The sequence below is a fragment of the Streptomyces sp. PH10-H1 genome, assembly GCF_030063355.1.
GTDB lineage: Bacteria > Actinomycetota > Actinomycetes > Streptomycetales > Streptomycetaceae > Actinacidiphila.
This window is the reverse complement of record NZ_JASISZ010000112.1, coordinates 1-18522: the sequence shown is the minus strand read 5'-3', so window position 1 is coordinate 18522 and position 18522 is coordinate 1. Positions and strand designations below refer to the sequence as shown.

Genomic DNA, 18522 nt, shown 5'->3' with positions numbered 1-18522 from the left:
TCGGGTACGGATTGCGACCACTCATCCCGCCACCCAAGCGAACCCCGAACGCCTGACCGGCAGAGACGCCCCAACGCCACCCCATCGAGCGACACCAAACCCGGCATTACAGTGCGAACCGCACTCTCATGGCACCGTCCTCCTGCGGTGCCCTAGCGTCGTGCCATGACGATTCCAGCTGGACTGAGACGCACGGTCCTCCGGGCGCGGCGGGACACCTGCTTTCTTGCCGCTGGTGTGCTGCCGCACCTGGCGCTGGTGCCCGTGTGGGCCTGGGCGGCGGCGACTACCGCCAGGACGGGGAACTGGCTCCTTACGGTTTCCATGTCGGCCGCCCTGGTCCTGCTCGGAACCCCGGTGCTGACGGCCGTTCAGCGGGCTCGCTACCGGGTGCTCATCGGTGTGGACGTCCCCCGGCTCACCCCCACCGCGCCGGAACAATGGACGTGGGCCTCGACCGCCCGGTGGCTCGCGGCGACGCGGCCTTGGCGCAAGATCGGCTACCACCTCCTGCTGGGCCCGCTGCTCGCGCTGCTGGAGCTGCTGGTGCTCGCGGTGGCAGCGGCGTGCCTGGCGGGCGTCATCGCCTACGCCTGGTCATGGGCGCTGCCAACCGGAATCCGCCAGGACTGGTTCGGCTACCTGACCCAGCTGCCGGCTTACACAGCGGCTGGACTCCTCCTCCTGTGCGCCCTGCCCTGGACCGCGCGGGCAGTAGCCCGGGCCGAGGCGCGGCTGGCGTTGGGCCTGCTCGGGCCCAGCCGGGCGCAGCGGCTCCAGGAGCGGGTCGATCAGCTGGCCGTGAGCCGGACCGACTTGATCGAGGCCGTCGACGCGGAGCGCCGCCGGATCGAGCGCGACCTGCACGACGGCACCCAGCAGCGGTTGGTGTCTCTCGCGGTCAACCTGGGTCTGGCCCTTGCCACCCGCCCGGACCTGCCGAGTGATGACCGCGAGGTGATCGCGAGAGCGCACCTGGAGGCGAAGGAGGCGATCGCCGAACTCAATGACCTGGTGCGGGGGCTGCACCCGGCCGTGCTCGAAGACCGAGGTCTGGACGCGGCGTTGTCCGGGCTGGCTGCCCGCACGCCCCTGCCGGTGCGGCTGCGGGTCAATCTGGAGGAGCGGGTGGCGCCCAACGTGGAGTCAGTCGCGTACTTCGTGATCTCTGAGGCGCTGACCAATGCAACGAAGCACGCCAACGCGATGCATGCAGAGGTGATAGTCCGTCAGGTCGGCGAGGTGCTGCGAGTGCGCGTTACCGACGACGGGCTGGGCGGTGCCGACGCCGCTGCCGGCACGGGGCTGACCGGGCTGGCCAAGCGGGTCGGCTCCCTCGACGGGGCCTTCCACGTCAGCAGCCCCGTTGGCGGGCCCACCACCATCACCGCGGAGCTGCCGTGCGCGCGGTGATCGCCGAGGATTCGGTGTTGTTGCGGGTCGGCCTGATCAAGGTGCTGGAGATGGGCGGGTTCCAGGTCGCTGCGGAAGCCGGCGACGCGGAGGGGCTGTTGGCGGCAGTGGCGGAGCACCGGCCCGAACTCGCCTTGATCGACGTCCGGATGCCGCCCGGCTTCACCGACGAGGGGGTGCGGGCGGCGATGGAGATCCGTCGGCGCTGGCCGGGGACGCCGGTGGTGCTGCTTTCGCAGTACGTGGAGGAGCGGTACGCGGCTGACCTGCTGTCTGCGAACACCAGCGGTGTGGGCTACCTGCTCAAGCAGCGGGTTGCCGATGTCGCCGACTTCGTGGCGGCGGTCCGGCGAGTGGCGGACGGGGGCACGGCCCTGGACCCGCAGGTCGTCGCCCAGTTGCTGCTGCTGCGGCGCGACAGCGACCCCCTCGCGCGGCTGACCCCCCGCGAACGGGAGGTGCTCGGCCTGATGGCCGAGGGGCGCTCCAATGCCGGCATCGCGCAGGCGCTGGTGGTCAGCGAGAGCGCCGTGGCGAAGCACATCAACAACATCTTCGCCAAGCTTGACCTGCCCGTGGTCGACGCGGACCACCGCCGCGTCCTGGCCGTGCTGCGGTTCCTCGGAGCGTCCCGGGCCTGACCTTCCCATCCGTGATCACGATCTACGGCTGGAGTACTAGCCCTTCAGTTGTAGATCAACGAGTTTGCCGTAGTTCGTCGATCAGCCGCTGTGGGTAACTGGCGGGTATGCAGGCGCAGTTGTTGGACGTACCGCTGCCGGTCACGGACCTGGAGCGGGCTGAGGAGTTCTCTGACCAGCTGGAGTTGCTGCTGCTGGAGGTCGGCGGGGTCTTCCCGCGAGCGGATCTGCGGCGCCGTGCCGGGGCCTGCGTCAGCGGGTTGCTGGCGCCTCTGTCCCGTAAGAACGGCTGGCAACTGTCGGAGCACAGCCGTGAGTTGACGCCGTGGGGGCAGCAGCACCTGCTGGGCCGGGCCTGCTGGGACGAGGACGTGTTGCGGGACTTCGTGCGCCGCTACGTCATCGCCTCGCTGGACGACGGCGGGGTGGGGGCCGGGCCGGAGGGGTGCGGGGTGCTGGTGGTCGATGAGACCGGGTTCGCGAAGAAGGGCCGGTCCTCGGCCGGGGTGGCGCGGCAGTTCACCGGCACGCTGGGCGGGGTCTTCCCCTGCCAGGTCGGGGTGATGGCCGCCTGGGCGACCGGGGCCGGGCAGGCGCTGCTGGACCGGGAGCTGTACCTGCCCAGGGAGTGGTGCCAGGACCGGGAGCGCTGTCGGGCCGCGCACATCCCCGATGAGCGGGGCTTCGCCACCAAGCCCCGGCTGGCCGAGCAGATGATCGAGTGGATCCTGGCCGACCTGCCGACCTGCCGACCTGCCGACCTGCCGACCTGCCGACCTGCCGACCGGGCGCGTGTGGGTGGCCGCGGACGAGGTCTATGGCCGCGACGGGGCCTTCCGTGCCTTCCTGGAGCGGCACCGCCTGCCGTACGCCGTCAATGTGCCGGCCGACCACACGGTGCTGCCGCGCCCGGGCTGGCGACACCTGGCCCGCCTGGTCGAACGCGTCGCAGCCGACCAGGACTGGGTCGAGCTCGCGGCCGGCCCGAGCCAACTGGACTCCCGGGCCTGGCAGTGGTGGGTGCGTCGCATCCCCGACCCCGATTCGGAGTTCGGGGAGGGCTCCTGGGCGCGGTGGGTGATCGTCCGCCGCCGCCCGACCGAACCCGACAAGCGGGACTACTACCTGGCCTGGGGCCCGCAGGAGACCGAGGTGGAGGAGCTGGTACTGGTGCCCGGGGCGCGCTGGCGGGTGGAGGAGGCGATCAAACTGGCCAAGTCGTCGGCCGGGATGGCCGACTACGAGGTGCGCTCCTTCCACGGCTGGTACCGGCACATCACCCTGGCCCAGCTGGCCGCCGCGTTCCTGGCCGCCCAGGCCGCCGCCGCACGCGATCAGGCCGCTCCCCGCCCCGAGGGGCCACCGGGGCAGAGAGGGGGACTTCCGCAGTCCCACCAGCCTCGCTGACACCACCCCGATCGCGTTCACCGCCTACGAGGTCTGCCGACTCCTTGAGGTGATGGCCCCTCAGCCCGACCCGAGGGAGCGGATCCGGCACGGACTGCACTGGTCACGCTGGCGCCGCCGCCACCAGGCCCTCGCCCGTGCCTGTCACCGCCGACGCAACCAGAACCGCCCAGCCGCACCCGGCACCCCGCGACCCCCGCCGAACAGGACCGAGCGAACTACAGCGGCGACACTGATCTACAACTGAAGGGCTAGGCTGTGCGGGTGATGCGCGATTTGATCGCCGCGTTCAGCGCTGCGGCTCGGGGACGACTGTCAGAGGGCGTTTGGTGTAGCCGAATTGCTGCTTATGCCCTAGTAGGTTCCTCGCCAGGTTGGTGTGGTCTCGTCCGTTATGCGCTTGGCGAGGTTGTCGATCGAGGCGATGTGGATCATGGCTTCGGAGCTGACGGTGAGGGTCTCGTAGTCGCGGGTGAGGCGTCGGTGCATCATAATCCAGCCGATGCTCCGCTCGACTACCCAGCGCCTTTTCACGACGTGAAAGCCGCGAACTCCGGGGTTTCTGTTGACGACTTCGACGTCGATTCCGAGGTTGGCGCCGTGTTCCACGACGGTTTTCTTGAAGCCGGTGTCGACCCAGCTCTTGGTGATGGTCGGGTAGGTACTTTTGGCCTGGTCGAGGAGGCGTATTCCCAGGGCGTTTTCGGAGAGGCTGGCAGCGGTGACGGTCACGGCCGGGATCAGGCCGATCGTGTCGGTGAGGATGCCTCGCTTCCGGCCGACGATCTTCTTGGCGGCGTCCGTTCCCTGGCTGGTCAGTGGCACGTTGGTGGAGGTTTTGATGCTCTGGGTGCCGATGACGGAGCCTGTGGGTTCGGGCTTGCGGCCTTCCTTCACGCGAGCCAGCGCGGTGAGGTCGTAATTGAGCTGGGTGAAGATTCCCTGGTCGCGCCACGCGGCGTAGTAGGCGTAGACGGTGCCGTGGCTCGGGAAATCGTGCGGGACGTATTTCCAGGGAATTCCGGTGCGGTTCACGTAGAGGATCGCGTTGAACACGTCGCGGAGCTCAACTTTCGCCGGCTGTCCGGTGGGGCGACGGTCGAGCCGGTCTTTCCGTCATGCCGTCAGGGTCGGCTCGATCAGGGCCCATCGGGCGTCGGACAGGTCGCTCGGGTACGGCTTGCGCTTGCTCACGCCGTAGCGTTGCCACGGGAAGGCCGGAAGGTGCCGTTCCGCTGTTCATCGGGAGGTTCTGGTGCATCATCAAACCAGACGGAATCCCAGTGGCAGAAGCGAGTGAAACGGACCGCAGGGCCTGCGCGGCAGGAGGCGACGAAATTCGTGTACTTCCTGAACCTGGGCAAAGCAGGACAGTGAGTAAAGCCGCTTTCCGGAATATACCTATGTAAACGCCCTCTCATAGCGTCCTTCGCCGGCATAGCCATCCAGATAGACAATGCGGCCCTCGCGCGATCCGGTCATCCCGCCGAACTGGGGAATGTACCGACCCAGCAGGTTGTGCTTGAGGACACTGGGCAGCTGCTGTTCCGACCAGTAATCCCCGCCCGTTCCAGCAGACATCTCTACTCCCGCCCCCTGGCCCTTCAACACCCTGCGACTGATGCTGAACGCTCCGCCCCCACTGGTAAAGAGGGCAACCGCGCTGATATGCAAAGCCGGATGTCCCTGGCCGGACACTGCGCGGGTACTCTTCGCCGGCAGGTTGTTCGAGACCCGAGTGGGCGGCTGCCATCCAGCAGGGCCGCACCCCACGCACTCACGCCATCTGACCAGCAGGTTCGCCGTTTCGCTAGCGCCTCTTCTGATGTGCCAATCCTCGGTAGACTCGGAGCACACAGCAGGGCATCAGCTCACAGAGGGGTTCTTCGGCGCATGACGACGCAGCCTCATGATCACCACGGCGGGGAGCGGATTCCGCGCCCGGACCGGACGCCCCCGGCCCTGCGCGCCGCTCTGGCCGCTGTCGCCCCGAGCCGCCTCCCCGAGATGGAGAAGCACAAAGACGAGGCCTTCGCCGCGATGGCACAGGACAGCAAGATCAGCCATGTCCACACCTGGCTGGCGTTCTGGGCCCGGGAAGTCGAAGTCGAGCGGCGGCCCGATCTTGGCCAGCGGCGGGATCACGCGTTGAGGTCGCTCCACGCGACAACCGGCAAGGACGATCCCGCATTCCGCACCGCGATGGAGGAGCTGACCGCCGTTGAGGCCGAAGCGGACCAGGCGGTCAGTGGGTGACCTGGCGGTGGGAGTACGACCCCTCACAGGAGTACGTCATCGGCGGGGCCCCGCCAGCATTCATCGCCGTGGTCGAGAAGAAGGCTGACGAGTTGGTCCGGGCTGCCTCGGCCAAGTATCTGGACGGCACGACGTACCAGGACACCGGCCCCGGTGCCGCGATGCAGCCCGTTCCCGGCGGGATGTTCCTCTACCTCGTGGTCCCTCGTCATGAATGCGTGTACATCCGGCAGGTCCAGTACCTCTAACTGGCCTTTGGCTTGGCCACGGCGGAGTACCTCCCGTCCCAGCGCATGTGCCGGACGCTGCTGACGATCAGTGGGGCGGTAGCTTCGAGGTATGGCGCGACAGCGGCCCGAGACGCGATGATCGACCTCCGGATCCTGCGGCGAAGGGATGACCAACTCAGTGGCAAGCGAATCGCCGGCACGGGCACGCGCCGCTGGAAAGTCACTCCCTGGACGACAAGCCCGGCGCGCGGGCGAGCCGTCGCGGCGCGTCCTACCCAGCCCGCCCGGTAGACGGCAGCAGCCACCACGCACCGCAGCTGTCGGGTTATGGTGCCGCAACGACCGGGAGCAGACGCACGTCCCTGCTAACGCTTCCGGGCTCCACGATCTGTTCGTACTTCTCGCAGTTCACGTTTTTGCATAGGTACACACCGCGCCGTTGGGAGCGGTTCTCGTCGCCGGATGCCGTCGTGTCAATGTGGCCGGTGTAGAAGACCGGCCTATCGCACAGCGGGCAGAGCAGGTCCGGCCGTATTCCGCTTCGGTTATCGAACACGCCTCGAAGGTACGACGCGAGTCCAGGGTGCGCTCGTCGAGCGTCGCGTCTCCGATGCCTCGACAGCATCATTGCGCCCGAGTCATCGGCCCGCCAACTGGCCGGGACCCCAGGAGACCACCCTCGAGAAGATGGAGGAGCAGCTCACCGAGGCCCGCGCGGAAGCCGGGTCAGCGCGCGGGCCGCCCTGGGCGCTGTGCCCGTCGACGGCCGATCCGCAGGTCGCGGCAGAGTGGCTGTCCTGGTCAGCGGTGGGTATGGAGGGGCTCACCTTCAAGCGCCTGACCCAGCGCCATTTGCCGGGCGAGCGCCGATGGCAGAAGTACCGCTCCCGGGCCAGCACGGAGGCGATCGTGGGTGCGGTCAGCGGCTCACTGTCGGGGCCCATGACGGTGCTGTTGGGGCGATTCGATACCGCCGGGCGCTTGCAGTACGTCGGCCGCAGCACGGTATTGGCACAGAAGTTGAGCCGGGCCCTGGCCGATCAGCTCACTCCGACTGCGGGGGAGCACCCGTGGACGGGGTGGTCGTTCTCGGCCGGCTGGGGCAGTAAAGGGAGCCTGGCCGTGGAGTTGGTGGAGCCGCTGCTGGTCGCCGAGGTGGCTGCGGACGTCTCCTTGGATTCATCGGGGCGGTGGAGGCATCCCGTCCGCTGGCTACGGGTGCGATCCGACCTTGCCCCCAGCGACGCGCCGCTGTTCGGATCCGGCAACCAGCCAGCCGCCGGCTGAAGCTGATTCCAGGAATATCTGCCCGGCGTCGTCGTCACGAGGAACTGCGCCCGGTCAGCTTCCGCCGGACGGGTCTGGCTCGCCCCCGCCCCCCTTGGGGCGGGGCTGTCGTCCGGGCCGCTACCGGGGTCCGGCTGGCAGGGCACGCCCTGACGAAGGTGATCCGCTGGGCGATGAAGCCCGCGGACGGCGGTCCGGTTCAGAAGGCGTAGTGCAGCCGGAGCCAGGTGGTTTCGAAAGTCAGGCTGCCGTTCTTCGGTCGTTCGGTCTCCTGCAGAGGTCCTCCGGTCCGGTCGGCTCTAGGGCGCGTATCGGGTCGTGATCATTCTGTGGGATTCGCCCTCCTCGCAGGGCTTGGACTGGTAGATCTACGTGCGTGACGAGAGCGCAACTGACTGACGGTGAGTGGGAGTTCATTCAGCCACACCTGCCGATCGGCGAGTTCGGCCCGTATCCCGAGCAACTGCGGCAGCAGTTCGAGGGCGTGATCTGGCGGTTCAAGACCGGCGGGCAGTGGCGGGAGATGCCGCAGGAGTTCGGCGCCTGGTCGACGGTGTCCAACCGCTTCCGGCAGTGGCGGGACGCGGGCGTGTTCGAGGCTCTGCTGGAGGGTCTGATCGCGGAGGCCGCGAAGCGCGGCGAGGTGGACCTGTCGCTGGTCAGCATCGACTCCACCACCGCGCGGGCTCATCACGACGCCGCAGGGATGCACATGGGCGAGGACGTGCTCACCGCACTGGAGAAAGCTGCCGCCGAGGAGGAGAAGGCCAGGTCAAAGGGGGCGACGCCGAAGAACAAAACGGTCAGGACGTAGAAGTCGACCCTGAACGGGAGGAGCGCCGGCGCATCCGGCGTCGTCGCAGACTCCGCTTGAAGGCCGCTCTGCTCGGGCGGTCCAGAGGCGGGCAGACCACCAAGGTCCACCTTGCCGCCGACCGCACATGCCGGCCGTTGGCGTTCATCCTGACCGCCGGGCAGGCCGCGGACAGTCCGCAGTTCATCCCCGTACTGAGGAAGATCCGGGTCCGCGTGCCCGTCGGCCGGCCCCGCACCAGGCCGGACGCGGTCGCCGGGGACAAGGCCTACTCGTCCCGCGGCAACCGCGCCCACCTGCGCAAGCGCGGCATCAAGGCCGTCATCCCGGAGAAGGCCGACCAGGCCGCGAACCGGAAGAGGAAGGGCTCCAGCGGCGGTCGGCCCGTGGGCCACGACGCCGAGCTCTACAAGGAGAGGAACACCGTCGAGCGCCTGATCAACAAGCTCAAGGCCTGGCGAGGCGTCGCAACCCGGTACGACAAGACCCCGGAAAGCTACCTCGCCGGCGTCCACCTCCGCGCCTCGATGATCTGGATCAAAGACCTCACCCGGACTGCCAATTGATCACAACCAAATACGCGCCCTAGGCGGCTTGGATGAGCTCGGCGCGGCCGAACAGCAGGGCGTAGCCGGTGGGGAGTTGGGCGAGGATCCGGTTGAGGAGGCTGGGGTCGGTGAGGTGGGCGATGGTGGTGAGGACGGCGCCGGTGTCCCAGCGCGCGGTGGCGGGTGTGCCGCCGGTGCGGGTAGCGAGGTACTGGACGAATTCCCAGCCGGTGCAGGGGTGGGTGGCGGGGATCTGGGCGGTGAAGGTGAGGGCGGCCTCGATGGGGAGGCGGGCGGCGAGGTCGACGCGTTCGTCGCCGGTGAGCTGCGCGCCGAGAGCGGCCAACACGGCGTGGGCAACCTCTTCGGCTCGCTCCCGGGTCGGGTAGGCGCCGTCGTACCTGATCTGTTCCAGCATCTGCTCGTAGGGCACGCCGGGGGTAGTCGTGGCGGGTGCTGGCTCCGGGTGAACCATCGCTGGTTGCCTTTCTCTTCTCGCGTGTGGGTACCGATGGGGTGCTGGGTTGGGGATCAGGTGTGGTGGGGGTGGCCGAACAAGAGGCCGTAGCCCGGGGGGAGCTGGAGCAGGATCCGGGCGGTGAGGTCCTGGCCGACCGCATCGGCGGTGACGCTGAGCACGGCGCTGACATCCCACAGGGCGGTCTGTTCCGTGGCTCCTTCGATCCAGGCGGCGGTAGCCCGCACGAACCGCTCGGCGGACAGCGGCTCGGCGGCCTGCAGGGGGTTGAGCAGGATCAGGGCGAAGGCCTCCGGCAGCCGGGCGGCCAGCTCCGCCCGGACCTGGCCCACCAGATGTGCGCCCAGCAGCGCCAGAACGACTCGGGCTGCCTGGTCGGCTTCCTGGAGCGTGGCGTACTTGCCGCGCTCTTGGACGGTGTCGAGGAAGGCTTCTTGTCGCATGACCATCGCGTCCCTCTTCGTTCGGTGCGGGTGCCCGGAGCGGGGGACGGGAACGCGGGAGAGGGGCGCCCCGTCCTCCGCAGGCGGTCAGGCCGCGGGCGGGGCGGCTCAGCTGTTGATCTGCTGGCGGTCGTCGGCGCGGCCGATGCTGACCTTGCGGGGCTTGGCGCGTTCAGCGATCGGGATGCGCAGGGTCAGGACGCCCGCGTCGTAGTCGGCCTGGATGTGCTCGGTGTCCAGGGTGTCGGCGAGCATCACCTGGCGGGAGAACACTCCCAGCGGCCGCTCGGAGAGCTCGACCTGGACGTCGTTCTTGGCGACCGGGCGGCGTTCCGCCTTGACGGTCAGCATGTTGCGCTCGACGTCGATGTCGAGGGCCTCGGGGCTCACGCCGGGAAGGTCGAAGGCGATGACGTACTCGTCGCCGTCGCGGTAGGCGTCCATCGGCATGACGGACGGCTTCGACCAGGTCCCGGACGTTCCCGTCAGCTGCTGGACGATCCGGTCCATCTCGCGGAACGGGTCAGTGCGCATCAACATCGCGAAACACCTCCAGTTGGTTCAGGCAGGAACTGCCAATGCGCTGCAAGGTGCTTCCGTTGTAACATGTCATCCAAACGATGACAAGCGCGAAGTCGTCAGAAGGGTGACGCCGACGAAAGGACCGTCCATGCCAACCCCCCACCCCACTGAACCCGCCTCCCTCCTCGCCGCCGCGACCGCCCTGCACCAGATCAACGAGGCGGTCCACAGCGCCCATACTCCCCGCCAAGAACAGGAACCGCAGGACGAGCGCACCGGTTCCGAGCAGGCGCTGGCCACCCTCCTGCTCCTGCGGGAAACGCGCGAACAGCTCGCCGCCTGGGAGCCGGCGTTGATCGAGGCCGCCCGGGATGCGGGCGCCAGCTGGGCCGACCTCGCCCCACCCCTCGGCGTCGCCAGCCGCCAGGCCGCGGAGCGCCGCTACCTGCGCGTACGCCCCGGAACCCCCGGCACCACCGGCGAACAGCGCGTCCAAGCCACCCGCAACCGCCGCGCCGCCGACCGCACCATCACCACCTGGGCCCGCGACAACGCCGCCGACCTGCGCCAGCTCGCCGGACAGGTCACCGCGCTCACCGACCTCCCGGCCCGGGCCGAAACCCAGCTCACCGACGCCCTGGCCCACAACGACGCCGTCCACCTCCTGGAACCCCTGGCCGACGCCCGCACCCACCTCCAGGCCAACCACCACGACCTCGCCGACCGCATCGACACCATCACCGACCACACCGACCAACTCCGCCAGAACGCCTCTGAACGCCCCTGCGCCCCCACCAGCTGAAGACATTGGCGTACTCCGGCCCCGGCCCCGCCAGGGGCCTCAGCCGTGCCGCGCCCGCGCCCCCAGCACCCGTCAGGGGCCGTGGACTGGTCGGGCTTGGGGTGGTTGGGGCCGCCTCGGCGGCGCATGGTGACGCCTTCTTTCAGGAGCACACGTTGGATGAATCCGTAGGAAACGCCGGAGAGGGTGGCCGGCTGCGGATCGGGGCGCCGTTGCCGTAGCCCGTGACGAGGTCCGCAATGCCTTTCTCGCGTACCGAGCCGCTGAGCTGCTTGCCCGTCATCGCCAATGTGTTGGCCGGGTGGCCGCGCATCCGCCAACGCCTGGCAGAGGTCTGCCCACCACGCCGTGAATCAGACCTCACGCCGTCCCGGTGCGCGGCTGGCCCGTCACGACCCGCCGCCTGCACGGTGACGCCCAACGTGCCCACCGGAAGTACCCGGTAGGAGACCGAACAGCCGACCCCTCGGCAGCGCGCCGGACGGCGCTCACCGCTCAGCCAGTTTCGGGGGTCTGCTGGTTCGGCCCGTAGGGCCGGCGCTGCTGTTGTTCTTTCCAGGCGCGGGCGCGCTGGATCTGCAGGGCAGTGAGTCGGGTGACCTCCGACAGTTCCTGTTGGGTAAGCCTCCTCTGGCCGGCCAGCGCGCGGTCGACTTGGCCCGCCCACAGTTCCTCCGCCGTGAACGGCCGGGTGCGGTACTCGTCCTGCAGGGCGGCCAGGTGTTCGGGGGAGCAGGCGACGACCAGGCGCCGGCCGTCGCGGGCGGGGTCGCGGGAGTGAAGGGCGGAGGAGTCCGGGATGACGTCCAGGTGGCACCCGTCGGTGAGCCGGCGGGCACACGCATCGCAGATATCTGTTTCCGGGATGGGCGCTGAGTAGTCGGGTCTCATGCGGTTCCTCTGCCCTTTCCGTGCCATTTCGCGCCCCCGGCGCCTGCCGAGTGGGAGACAGGATGCCTATCGGCTGTTGCCACGAAATCTATCGCGCTCGAAGTAGACATTGGCTTCTGGGTGTGGGTAGGGTTCCTCTCGTAGCCAAGAAGGAAGCAGGGCGTGGCAGACACGAACTGCCGCGCAGAGCAGGTGGCACGGTGATGGAATCCGGCGGCCGGTAGGTGCTGGTGGGTCGCAGGGTTGATTGCCGGGCCGGACTTCCCCGGGAGGGGCCGCCGCAATAACGCAGTACGGCAGTACCGCATCACGCAGGACAGCAGTACCGGATGAAGTTGCAGTACCAGCAGTGCAGTAAACGAGTGGTTTCTCGGTGAAGGCGTCGGGCTGCGGGCGCGCGTGCCGAGAGGTTCGGCAGTGGGGTTCTAAGCCAGAGCAGTTGCACAACAGGCGACGGGGCTGGCTGCCGGACGGTGGTGCAGTGAAGGCCATCAGCAGTTCGCAGTACCAGTAGCTCGTAAGACTGGTTTGGTCAGTAATTCGATTCAGAGGGAACGGAGGGGTTGAGCGCCATCAGGATCGCCCGGGCGAAGTAGGAGGCCTGGGTACCGCAGGACATCGATAGCGAGGTGGTCTCCGGTCACGCATTCGCGATCCCCGCACCCCCGACCACGGTCGGCAGTGCGGACACAGTAGGCCGGCGCAGTACTAGGGCCGGCAGGTGGTGTTTTCCGTCCTTCGGGGCCCTGGTGCTACGGCACCAGGGCCCCTCCACGCGTCACCCTCAACCCTTCACCTGTTTCACAGTGAGGTGAGATGACAGCAGACGACTCCTTCGCCCGACTCAACGACGACGACTACCCCGCCTACACCATCGGCCGCGCCGCCGAAATGATCGGCACCACCCCCGGCTTCCTCCGCGCGATCGGCGAAGCCCACCTGATCACCCCGCTGCGCTCCGCGGGCGGCCACCGCCGCTACTCCCGCTATCAACTGCGCATCGCCGCCCGGGTCCGTGAGCTGGTCGACCAGGGCACCGCGATCGAGGACGCTTGCCGGATCGTCGCGCTGCAGGGCCAGCTCGAGGAAGCTCTCGCGCTCAAAGAACAGCTCCGCACCCGCGCCCACCACCCCGCCGCCTGAGCGCAGGAAACGCACGCGGCAGCCTGCTGCGCACCGCATCACCTGCGGGCATCGTGCTGCAAGGCCGGCCCTTCAGCGATCTGCCCGTCCACGTGTAAGGGGAACAGCAGTCGCGCTGGGCGCCTCGGGCACCTCGGCTTCCAGCGCTTCAAGGAGCTGTCGCTCGGGCGCTTGGCAACCGTCTGCCGGTACCGGCCGGAAGCCGCAGCCAGACAGACTTGCGCACCTGACGGGTGGGTGTCAGGCGCTGCGCTTGCGCGCGGCGGCCTGCTTCGCCGGCGTCTTCTTGGGCGTCGACTTCTTCTCCGTCGATTTCTTTCCGCCGCTGGCTTTGGGCGTGCCGCTGGCCGCGGCCTTCTTCCCGGGCGTCTTCTTTGCGGCGGCCTTCTTGGCGGTCTTCTTCGCCGGGGTGATGTCGTGGACGGTGGCGTCCTGGCCGGGGTTCTTCTTGGCCTGGGCGAGGCTGGCCTGCAGCGCCTCCATGAGGTCGACGACTTGCTCCGCGTGGGCGGCGGTCTTGTCGGCCTTGGTGGCGGGTGCGGCACCTTCGGTCTTGGCCCGCACCAGATCGGCCACGGCGGCGGTGTACCGGTCCTCGTACGCATCCAGGTCCGCCTCACCCAGAGCCTCGATCAACGCGATGGCGGCCTCGATCTCCTTGTCGGCGAGCTCCACCTTGCCGGTGGGCGCGGCCTCGGCCGACGGCTTCATCTCGTCGGGCCAGTGCAGCGTGTGCGCGATCAGCACGTCCTCATAGGCGTAGATCAGGACCAGCTGCTCTTTGTTGTGCAGGGCGACCTTGCCGACGGCGGCCTTGCCCGAGCGGGCCAGGGCCTGGCGCATGAGCACGTAGGGCTTGTCGCCGCCGGGGCCGGGCTGCAGGACGTACGGGGTGGCGTACTGGGTGCCCGGGACGCCGGCCATGTCGAGGAAGCCACTGATCTCGATGGTCTTGGCGGTGGGCAGCGGCATGCTCGCCAGCTCAGTGTCCGTGATCTCCACCAGCGTGCCGTCGGGGGTCTCGTACGCGCGGCCGATGTCGTCCGGGTTCAGCACCGTGTCGTCCAGCTCGCACTTCTTGCGGTACCGCACCGGCCCGTGGTCGGCCTTGTGCATCTGCCGGAACGGGATCTTATGACTGCTCACCGTCGACCCCAAACGCACCGGAATGGAGACCAACCCAAAACTCACGGTGCCGCTCCACAATGGTTTCATCGGTTCGGTCCCTCGCCTGAGCAGGTCATATTCCGACGCTACGACCGCAGCTGACGACCCGCGACCGCAGCGAACCAGTGACGCACCGCCTTGCGCGCGGTGTGCCGGGTGGGCTTGTCAGTGGGGGCGCATAGCGCGGTGAGCATGCCCTCTGCCGAACTTCCCGCCGACCTGGTCGCGCTCCAAGCGGCATTCCAGGACGCAGACGCGGCGGTGGCCGCCTACGTCGAAGCCGTCGACCACGCCCGAGCGGAAGAGCCCGCCGATGGCCAGGAACCGGCTTCCGGTCGGAAAGTGTGGAGCGAGGAAGAATCGGATGAATTGGAGCGACTGCGGGCCGTCCGCATGGCAGCGCTCAAGGCCCTGTGGGGACACCCGGGGGTGATGGAAGCAATGGCCAACGGCTCCTGGAAAGATCTCCACATCCAGCTGAAGAAGGCGGTCAACGCGCCCGGCTGGGTGTAGCGGCTCGTCGTCCGAGCAAGGTCTCGGGCCGGGGACGTCATACCGGCGCATCGTGTTCGCGGGGACGCGGACGGTGGTCCGCGGTCAGCTCGCAGCCGGGCGACGTGGCGCCAAGGTTGCCGGACGGACGGCGCCACTGCCGAATCGGGCGTTGGCGCGGTCGATGACCGGTTCGAGGGCCATGCGGTCCGCTCTGACCTGGTCCAAGGTCAATTGCTCTGCTGCCGTGGCGGCGGGTCGAAGGTCTTCGGCGCGCAGCGCGATACAGCGGACGCGGGCCCGCTGCAAATTCAGGGCTGCGTACATCCGGTATACGGCGCCTCGTAGGTCGTCGCTGTGGGCTGTGGGGACCAGGGTGCAGGTTCGGGTGGTACTGGAGCGGTCGGCGTAGCGGAGGCTGAGGGCCAGTGCCCCGGCTATTTGTGCCTCGGTCCGCAGGCGGGTTCCGAGCTGGTCGCTGAGGTCCAGCAGGACGCGGCGGTGCTGGCTCGGCTGAAGTTCGTCTCTTGGGAAGTCGTGCTCGGCGCTGAGCGAGCGAGCGGCGGCCTGGGGGGTGACCGGGCGCGGGTCGACGGCGTGTGCACGCTCGTGCAGGGCCCGCCCGGCCGCAGCGCCGAGCAGCCGCTGGACAGTCAGCAGCGGGGTGTCTGCCAGGTCCCCGGCGCGCTGCAGCCCGTGACGTGCCAGCACCTTCGCGGTCGCCGGTCCCACACTCGGCAGGGTGTTGATGGGTTGCGGGCGCAGAAACGCTTCGATGGCGGCCGGGTCGGGGTCGATCACGGTGATGCCGCCGGGCGGTGTGGCAGCACAGGCCATGGAGGCGATCCGACGATTGGGACCGCAGCCCAGGGTGACCTGAAGACCCAACAGGGCGAGGACTCGGAGGCGAATGAGTTCGGCCAGGGAGTGGTCGTCACGGTCGAAGTACCGCCGCGCGGCAGTCACGTCGAGGTCGGCGCTGTCGGGCGGAAGCGCCTGCAGGCAGGGCGAGATCCCTTCCAGGATCGCCATCGTCTTCTCGAAGTCCTCCGGGTTCGCCCCACGAGTGTGGAGGTGCGCGTGGATGATGTGGCGTGAGGTGTGTTCCATGCGGATCACCCGGCGCTTCCGGAGTTCACCAGACGCTTCAGAGTGTCTCGGCTGGGGGGTGGTGGCAGGCGTACAGCACTGGTGGTGCAGCCTCGGGGCAGCCCTGCGATCAGCCCGGGTGGCGGCCGTCAGCCGGTAGGAGGCGCACGGGTGTGTCGTCATGGTGGTGGCTCTCCTCGCTGTCTATTGCTGTCCTCGGGTGCCCCACCTGGCTCCTACTGTAGATCCTGTTCGAATGTCTTTGTGGGGCCCGCTCCGCACGCCCGCCCCGATGCGACTTTGCGAGCTAAATGACCACTGGTCGAGCCTGTTGTCACCCTTTGCGAGTCAAGCGAAGGTTCGCGGTCCTCGTGCGGATCTATGCCTCTCCGGCGGCGCCGAACACGCAATGACCGATGGACTGTGATCCAGCTCATTCCGTTGGTTTCGGCTACTGCGACGGTAATTCCTCTGGCGGCTGGTCTTGATGTGGACCGAACCCGACCACCATCGTGGAGCCTGAGATGTCCGATCCCCTCCAGACCGCAGTCGTCACCGGTGCCAGCCGCGGCTTCGGGCGCGCGATCGCCGCCGCGCTCGTCGCCAGGGGCACCGCCGTCATCGGCATCGCCCGCGACGAGCAGGAGCTGCGCGCCGTAGGCGACGAACCCGGCGCGAGCTTCACACCCGTCGCCGGCGACGCCACCGACGAAACGCTGGCGCAGGACGTGATCCGCGAACACCGCCCCGGCCTGCTCGTCCTCAACGCCGGGGCCACCCCGCACATGGCGCCCGTGCACGAGCAGACCTGGGAGACCTTCAGCCGCAACTGGCAGGCCGACGCACGGCACGTCTTCACCTGGACCCGGGCGGCGCTGCGCGAGCCGCTGGCGCCGGGCAGCATGGTCGTCTCGATGTCCAGTGGAGCCGTCCTGGGCGGCTCCCCGCTCAGCGGCGGATACGCCAGCGCCAAGGCCGCCATCCGGTACATCCGCGGGTACGCGGCCGAGGAGGCACAGCGGGCCGGACTGGACATCCGGTTCGTCACGCTGCTTCCGCAGATGACCCCGGGCACCGGCATCGGCTCGGTCGCGATCGCCGGCTACGCCGCACGCCAGGGCGTCGACCAGGACACCTTCGTCGAAGGCCGCCAGCCGATCCACACCCCGGAGCAGGTCGCCAAGTCCGTCGTGGAGGTCGCCGCAGACGCGAACAGCGCTCCGGAGTACCGGATCACCGCTGCCGGCCTGCGCCCGATCGACTGAGCCGCCACCTAGAGTGGACGCCACCGCACCCCCGAAAGAGACCGCGATGCCACCCAACGCCGAGTTCGCCGCCCTGGCCGAGCCGTTCCGGCCCGAGCTGCTCGCGCACTGCTACCGGATCCTCGGCTCGCTCCACGACGCCGAGGACCTGGTGCAGGAGACCTACCTGCGGGCATGGCGCGGGTACGACCGGTTCGAGGGCCGCTCCTCGGTACGGCGGTGGCTGTACAAGATCGCCACGATGGCCTGCCTGACGGCGCTGGAGACGCGCTCCCGGCGACCGCTGCCGTCCGGACTAGGCGCGCCCTCGGACGATCACCAGGTGCCGGCGGCCTCCCGCGAGCCGGCGGTGGTCTGGCTCCAGCCGGCGCCGGACGCCCTGTTCGGCGCCGGCGACCCGGCGGCGATCGTGGCCGGGCGCAGCGGTGTGCGGCTCGCCTTCATCGCCGCGTTGCAGTTCCTCGCCGCCCGGCAGCGGGCGGTGCTGACGTTGCGCGACGTGCTGGCGTTCCAGACCGCCGAGGTCGCCGAGATGCTGGACACCACGCCTGCGGCCGTCGACAGCGCGCTTCGCCGCGCCCGGGCCCGGCTGGCGGAGGCCGGACCGGTCCAGGACGACTTGGCCGAGCCGGACGAGCAGGACCAGCGCACGCTGCTCGACGGCTACGTCGACGCCTTCACCCGGGCCGACGCTGCGGCTCTGGTGGACCTGCTGCGGGCCGACGTCGCCATGGAGATGCCGCCGATCCCGACGTGGTTCACCGGGCGCCCGGCTGTCGTGGGGTTCCTGGCCGCACGGGTGCTGCGACCGGGGCTGTGGCGGCTGGTGCCCACCCGCGCCAACGGCCAGCCCGCGTTCGCCATCTACCACAACGCGGGCGACGGTCGGTACGAGGCGTACGGCATGCAGGTCCTCACCCTGTCCGGCGCCCGCGTTGCCCGCATCACCTTCTTCAACGACCCGAGCCTGGTGCCGACGTTCGGTCTTGCGCCCGCGCTCGTGACCTGAACCGGACGGCGGCGAATTCTAGGAGTCGTCGCAACACGTGATCGGTTGTGTCGGACGGCGAGCAGTGTAGCCAGTCGCTCGGCTGGGGGCTCCCGGTCGAGCAGCCCTACCCAGCGAACCCAGGGTCTTTTGCGGCGTCACATCCGGTTGACGCGGGGGTTGCCGTCACCCGGCGGTGTCGTCGGGGCTGATTTGGCCTGGATCGTCTGATTGCTCATCGGAGCTGTTCGATGAGCGGGATCGTCGCTTCCACGCCCGGCAGGGTGTCGATCTCGTCCCGGAGGCGTTCTGCGGCAGCGCGATAGGCGTGGTCGCCGAGCATCGCCTGCGCTGTCTCGCGCACCTGGTCCGGAGTTGCGGTGACTACATCGAGCACGAGCCCGAAACCGAGCTCTGCGCAGCGCTTCGCGTTGTTCGGCTGATCGGCGCCCATCGGGAGCAGGATCGTCGGCAGGCCGTGGGCGAGGGTGAACCGTTCCGGGTTCGGTAGAGACTCTAGGTTGTGGTTGTGGTTGTGGTTGTGGCCTGTGGTTCTTGTGTGTTCTGTCGGTAGTAGGTGGTCTCGTATGCGGTGGGTGGGACGTGGCCTATCTCACCGTGGGGTCGATGGTGGTTGTACCAGTCG

The 18522-nt window shown here is 68.8% G+C and carries 19 protein-coding genes and 4 pseudogenes; 13 read left to right on the top strand and 10 right to left on the bottom strand.

What is annotated here, in order from left to right:
- Positions 1–165 precede the first annotated feature (165 nt).
- From QMK24_RS37855 to QMK24_RS37840, 4 genes and pseudogenes are all read left to right on the top strand, one after another.
- On the top strand, positions 166–1413 hold the full coding sequence (locus QMK24_RS37855) for a sensor histidine kinase (protein ID WP_283471431.1): 1248 nt from the start codon (positions 166–168) through the stop codon (positions 1411–1413).
- Positions 1401–2054 (top strand): response regulator, encoded by a 654-nt coding sequence (locus QMK24_RS37850; protein WP_283471430.1) that lies wholly within the window; start codon positions 1401–1403, stop codon positions 2052–2054. Before QMK24_RS37855 ends, QMK24_RS37850 begins: the two co-directional genes overlap by 13 nt.
- Before the next feature lie 107 nt (positions 2055–2161).
- Positions 2162–2776 (top strand): annotated as a pseudogene (locus tag QMK24_RS42125) (IS701 family transposase); the annotation flags it as partial.
- Between the two features lie 76 nt (positions 2777–2852).
- Positions 2853–3461: a hypothetical protein gene (locus tag QMK24_RS37840; RefSeq protein ID WP_283471428.1), complete on the top strand. Its 609-nt coding sequence runs from the start codon at positions 2853–2855 to the stop codon at positions 3459–3461.
- Between the two features lie 354 nt (positions 3462–3815).
- On the opposite strand, the pseudogene QMK24_RS37835 reads toward QMK24_RS37840, so the two are convergent.
- Together QMK24_RS37835 and QMK24_RS37830 are read right to left on the bottom strand one after the other, a co-directional pair.
- A pseudogene (locus QMK24_RS37835) lies at positions 3816–4655 on the bottom strand (IS5 family transposase).
- Between the two features lie 207 nt (positions 4656–4862).
- The gene (locus QMK24_RS37830) at positions 4863–5042 is read right to left on the bottom strand and encodes a hypothetical protein (protein WP_283471427.1); all 180 of its coding nucleotides are present in this window, start codon (positions 5040–5042) and stop codon (positions 4863–4865) included.
- Between the two features lie 312 nt (positions 5043–5354).
- Between QMK24_RS37830 and QMK24_RS37825 the strand changes: the two genes are divergently transcribed.
- The 4 genes and pseudogenes from QMK24_RS37825 to QMK24_RS37810 all read left to right on the top strand — a co-directional run bounded on the left by QMK24_RS37825 (position 5355) and on the right by QMK24_RS37810 (position 8614).
- Positions 5355–5717 (top strand): hypothetical protein, encoded by a 363-nt coding sequence (locus QMK24_RS37825; RefSeq protein ID WP_283471426.1) that lies wholly within the window; start codon positions 5355–5357, stop codon positions 5715–5717.
- Positions 5714–5965: a hypothetical protein gene (locus tag QMK24_RS37820; RefSeq protein ID WP_283471425.1), complete on the top strand. Its 252-nt coding sequence runs from the start codon at positions 5714–5716 to the stop codon at positions 5963–5965. The genes QMK24_RS37825 and QMK24_RS37820 overlap by 4 nt, the downstream gene beginning before the upstream one ends.
- Positions 5966–6634: 669 nt before the next feature.
- A complete protein-coding gene (locus QMK24_RS37815; RefSeq protein ID WP_283471424.1) occupies positions 6635–7234 on the top strand; it encodes an ATP-dependent DNA ligase in 600 nt (199 codons plus the stop codon).
- A gap of 376 nt (positions 7235–7610) precedes the next feature.
- Positions 7611–8614: pseudogene (locus QMK24_RS37810) on the top strand (IS5 family transposase).
- Positions 8615–8633: 19 nt separating this feature from the next.
- Here QMK24_RS37810 and QMK24_RS37805 read toward each other — a convergent pair.
- The 3 genes from QMK24_RS37805 to QMK24_RS37795 all read right to left on the bottom strand — a co-directional run bounded on the left by QMK24_RS37805 (position 8634) and on the right by QMK24_RS37795 (position 10057).
- Positions 8634–9071 (bottom strand): DUF2267 domain-containing protein, encoded by a 438-nt coding sequence (locus tag QMK24_RS37805; protein ID WP_283471423.1) that lies wholly within the window; start codon positions 9069–9071, stop codon positions 8634–8636.
- A 56-nt stretch (positions 9072–9127) separates the two neighbouring features.
- Positions 9128–9523, bottom strand: a complete 396-nt coding sequence (locus QMK24_RS37800) for a DUF2267 domain-containing protein (protein ID WP_283471422.1) — start codon at positions 9521–9523, stop codon at positions 9128–9130.
- A gap of 102 nt (positions 9524–9625) precedes the next feature.
- Positions 9626–10057 (bottom strand): Hsp20/alpha crystallin family protein, encoded by a 432-nt coding sequence (locus QMK24_RS37795; RefSeq protein WP_283471421.1) that lies wholly within the window; start codon positions 10055–10057, stop codon positions 9626–9628.
- Positions 10058–10187: 130 nt separating this feature from the next.
- On the opposite strand from QMK24_RS37795, the gene QMK24_RS37790 reads away from it, so the two are divergent.
- Entirely contained in the window at positions 10188–10841 is a 654-nt protein-coding gene (locus QMK24_RS37790) for a type III effector protein (protein WP_283471420.1), read from the top strand.
- Between the two features lie 116 nt (positions 10842–10957).
- Here QMK24_RS37790 and QMK24_RS42120 read toward each other — a convergent pair.
- Positions 10958–11161 (bottom strand): annotated as a pseudogene (locus QMK24_RS42120) (hypothetical protein); the annotation flags it as partial.
- 175 nt (positions 11162–11336) lie between these two features.
- Complete coding sequence (locus tag QMK24_RS37785; RefSeq protein ID WP_283471419.1) at positions 11337–11732, bottom strand: hypothetical protein; 396 nt, start codon at positions 11730–11732, stop codon at positions 11337–11339.
- 816 nt (positions 11733–12548) lie between these two features.
- Here QMK24_RS37785 and QMK24_RS37780 point away from each other — a divergent pair.
- Positions 12549–12875, top strand: a complete 327-nt coding sequence (locus QMK24_RS37780) for a MerR family transcriptional regulator (protein ID WP_283471418.1) — start codon at positions 12549–12551, stop codon at positions 12873–12875.
- A 240-nt stretch (positions 12876–13115) separates the two neighbouring features.
- On the opposite strand, the gene ku is transcribed toward QMK24_RS37780, so the two are convergent.
- Positions 13116–14090 (bottom strand): non-homologous end joining protein Ku, encoded by a 975-nt coding sequence (ku, locus tag QMK24_RS37775; protein WP_283471417.1) that lies wholly within the window; start codon positions 14088–14090, stop codon positions 13116–13118.
- 144 nt (positions 14091–14234) lie between these two features.
- Between ku and QMK24_RS37770 the strand changes: the two genes are divergently transcribed.
- Positions 14235–14555, top strand: a complete 321-nt coding sequence (locus QMK24_RS37770; protein WP_283471416.1) for a DUF8825 domain-containing protein — start codon at positions 14235–14237, stop codon at positions 14553–14555.
- Between the two features lie 84 nt (positions 14556–14639).
- On the opposite strand, the gene QMK24_RS37765 is transcribed toward QMK24_RS37770, so the two are convergent.
- Positions 14640–15644, bottom strand: a complete 1005-nt coding sequence (locus QMK24_RS37765) for a DNA polymerase Y family protein (protein ID WP_283471415.1) — start codon at positions 15642–15644, stop codon at positions 14640–14642.
- A gap of 503 nt (positions 15645–16147) precedes the next feature.
- On the opposite strand from QMK24_RS37765, the gene QMK24_RS37760 reads away from it, so the two are divergent.
- Together QMK24_RS37760 and QMK24_RS37755 are read left to right on the top strand one after the other, a co-directional pair.
- Positions 16148–16888 (top strand): SDR family oxidoreductase, encoded by a 741-nt coding sequence (locus QMK24_RS37760; protein ID WP_283471414.1) that lies wholly within the window; start codon positions 16148–16150, stop codon positions 16886–16888.
- Between the two features lie 13 nt (positions 16889–16901).
- Positions 16902–17897, top strand: a complete 996-nt coding sequence (locus QMK24_RS37755; protein ID WP_283471413.1) for a sigma-70 family RNA polymerase sigma factor — start codon at positions 16902–16904, stop codon at positions 17895–17897.
- 214 nt (positions 17898–18111) lie between these two features.
- Here QMK24_RS37755 and QMK24_RS37750 read toward each other — a convergent pair whose 3' ends face one another.
- Positions 18112–18351: a glycosyltransferase gene (locus QMK24_RS37750; protein ID WP_283471432.1), complete on the bottom strand. Its 240-nt coding sequence runs from the start codon at positions 18349–18351 to the stop codon at positions 18112–18114.
- Between the last annotated feature and the right edge of the window lie 171 nt (positions 18352–18522).

Bases quoted from the DNA above. Each gene is read 5' to 3' on its own strand.
- QMK24_RS37855 (WP_283471431.1), top strand. From the start codon at position 166: ATGACGATTCCAGCTGGACTGAGACGCACGGTCCTCCGGGCGCGGCGG.
- QMK24_RS37830 (WP_283471427.1), bottom strand. From the start codon at position 5,042: ATGTCTGCTGGAACGGGCGGGGATTACTGGTCGGAACAGCAGCTGCCC.
- QMK24_RS37825 (WP_283471426.1), top strand. From the start codon at position 5,355: ATGACGACGCAGCCTCATGATCACCACGGCGGGGAGCGGATTCCGCGC.
- QMK24_RS37815 (WP_283471424.1), top strand. From the start codon at position 6,635: ATGGAGGAGCAGCTCACCGAGGCCCGCGCGGAAGCCGGGTCAGCGCGC.
- QMK24_RS37805 (WP_283471423.1), bottom strand. From the start codon at position 9,071: ATGGTTCACCCGGAGCCAGCACCCGCCACGACTACCCCCGGCGTGCCC.
- QMK24_RS37800 (WP_283471422.1), bottom strand. From the start codon at position 9,523: ATGGTCATGCGACAAGAAGCCTTCCTCGACACCGTCCAAGAGCGCGGC.
- QMK24_RS37795 (WP_283471421.1), bottom strand. From the start codon at position 10,057: ATGTTGATGCGCACTGACCCGTTCCGCGAGATGGACCGGATCGTCCAG.
- QMK24_RS37790 (WP_283471420.1), top strand. From the start codon at position 10,188: ATGCCAACCCCCCACCCCACTGAACCCGCCTCCCTCCTCGCCGCCGCG.
- QMK24_RS37785 (WP_283471419.1), bottom strand. From the start codon at position 11,732: ATGAGACCCGACTACTCAGCGCCCATCCCGGAAACAGATATCTGCGAT.
- QMK24_RS37780 (WP_283471418.1), top strand. From the start codon at position 12,549: ATGACAGCAGACGACTCCTTCGCCCGACTCAACGACGACGACTACCCC.
- ku (WP_283471417.1), bottom strand. From the start codon at position 14,090: ATGAAACCATTGTGGAGCGGCACCGTGAGTTTTGGGTTGGTCTCCATT.
- QMK24_RS37770 (WP_283471416.1), top strand. From the start codon at position 14,235: ATGCCCTCTGCCGAACTTCCCGCCGACCTGGTCGCGCTCCAAGCGGCA.
- QMK24_RS37765 (WP_283471415.1), bottom strand. From the start codon at position 15,644: ATGGAACACACCTCACGCCACATCATCCACGCGCACCTCCACACTCGT.
- QMK24_RS37760 (WP_283471414.1), top strand. From the start codon at position 16,148: ATGTCCGATCCCCTCCAGACCGCAGTCGTCACCGGTGCCAGCCGCGGC.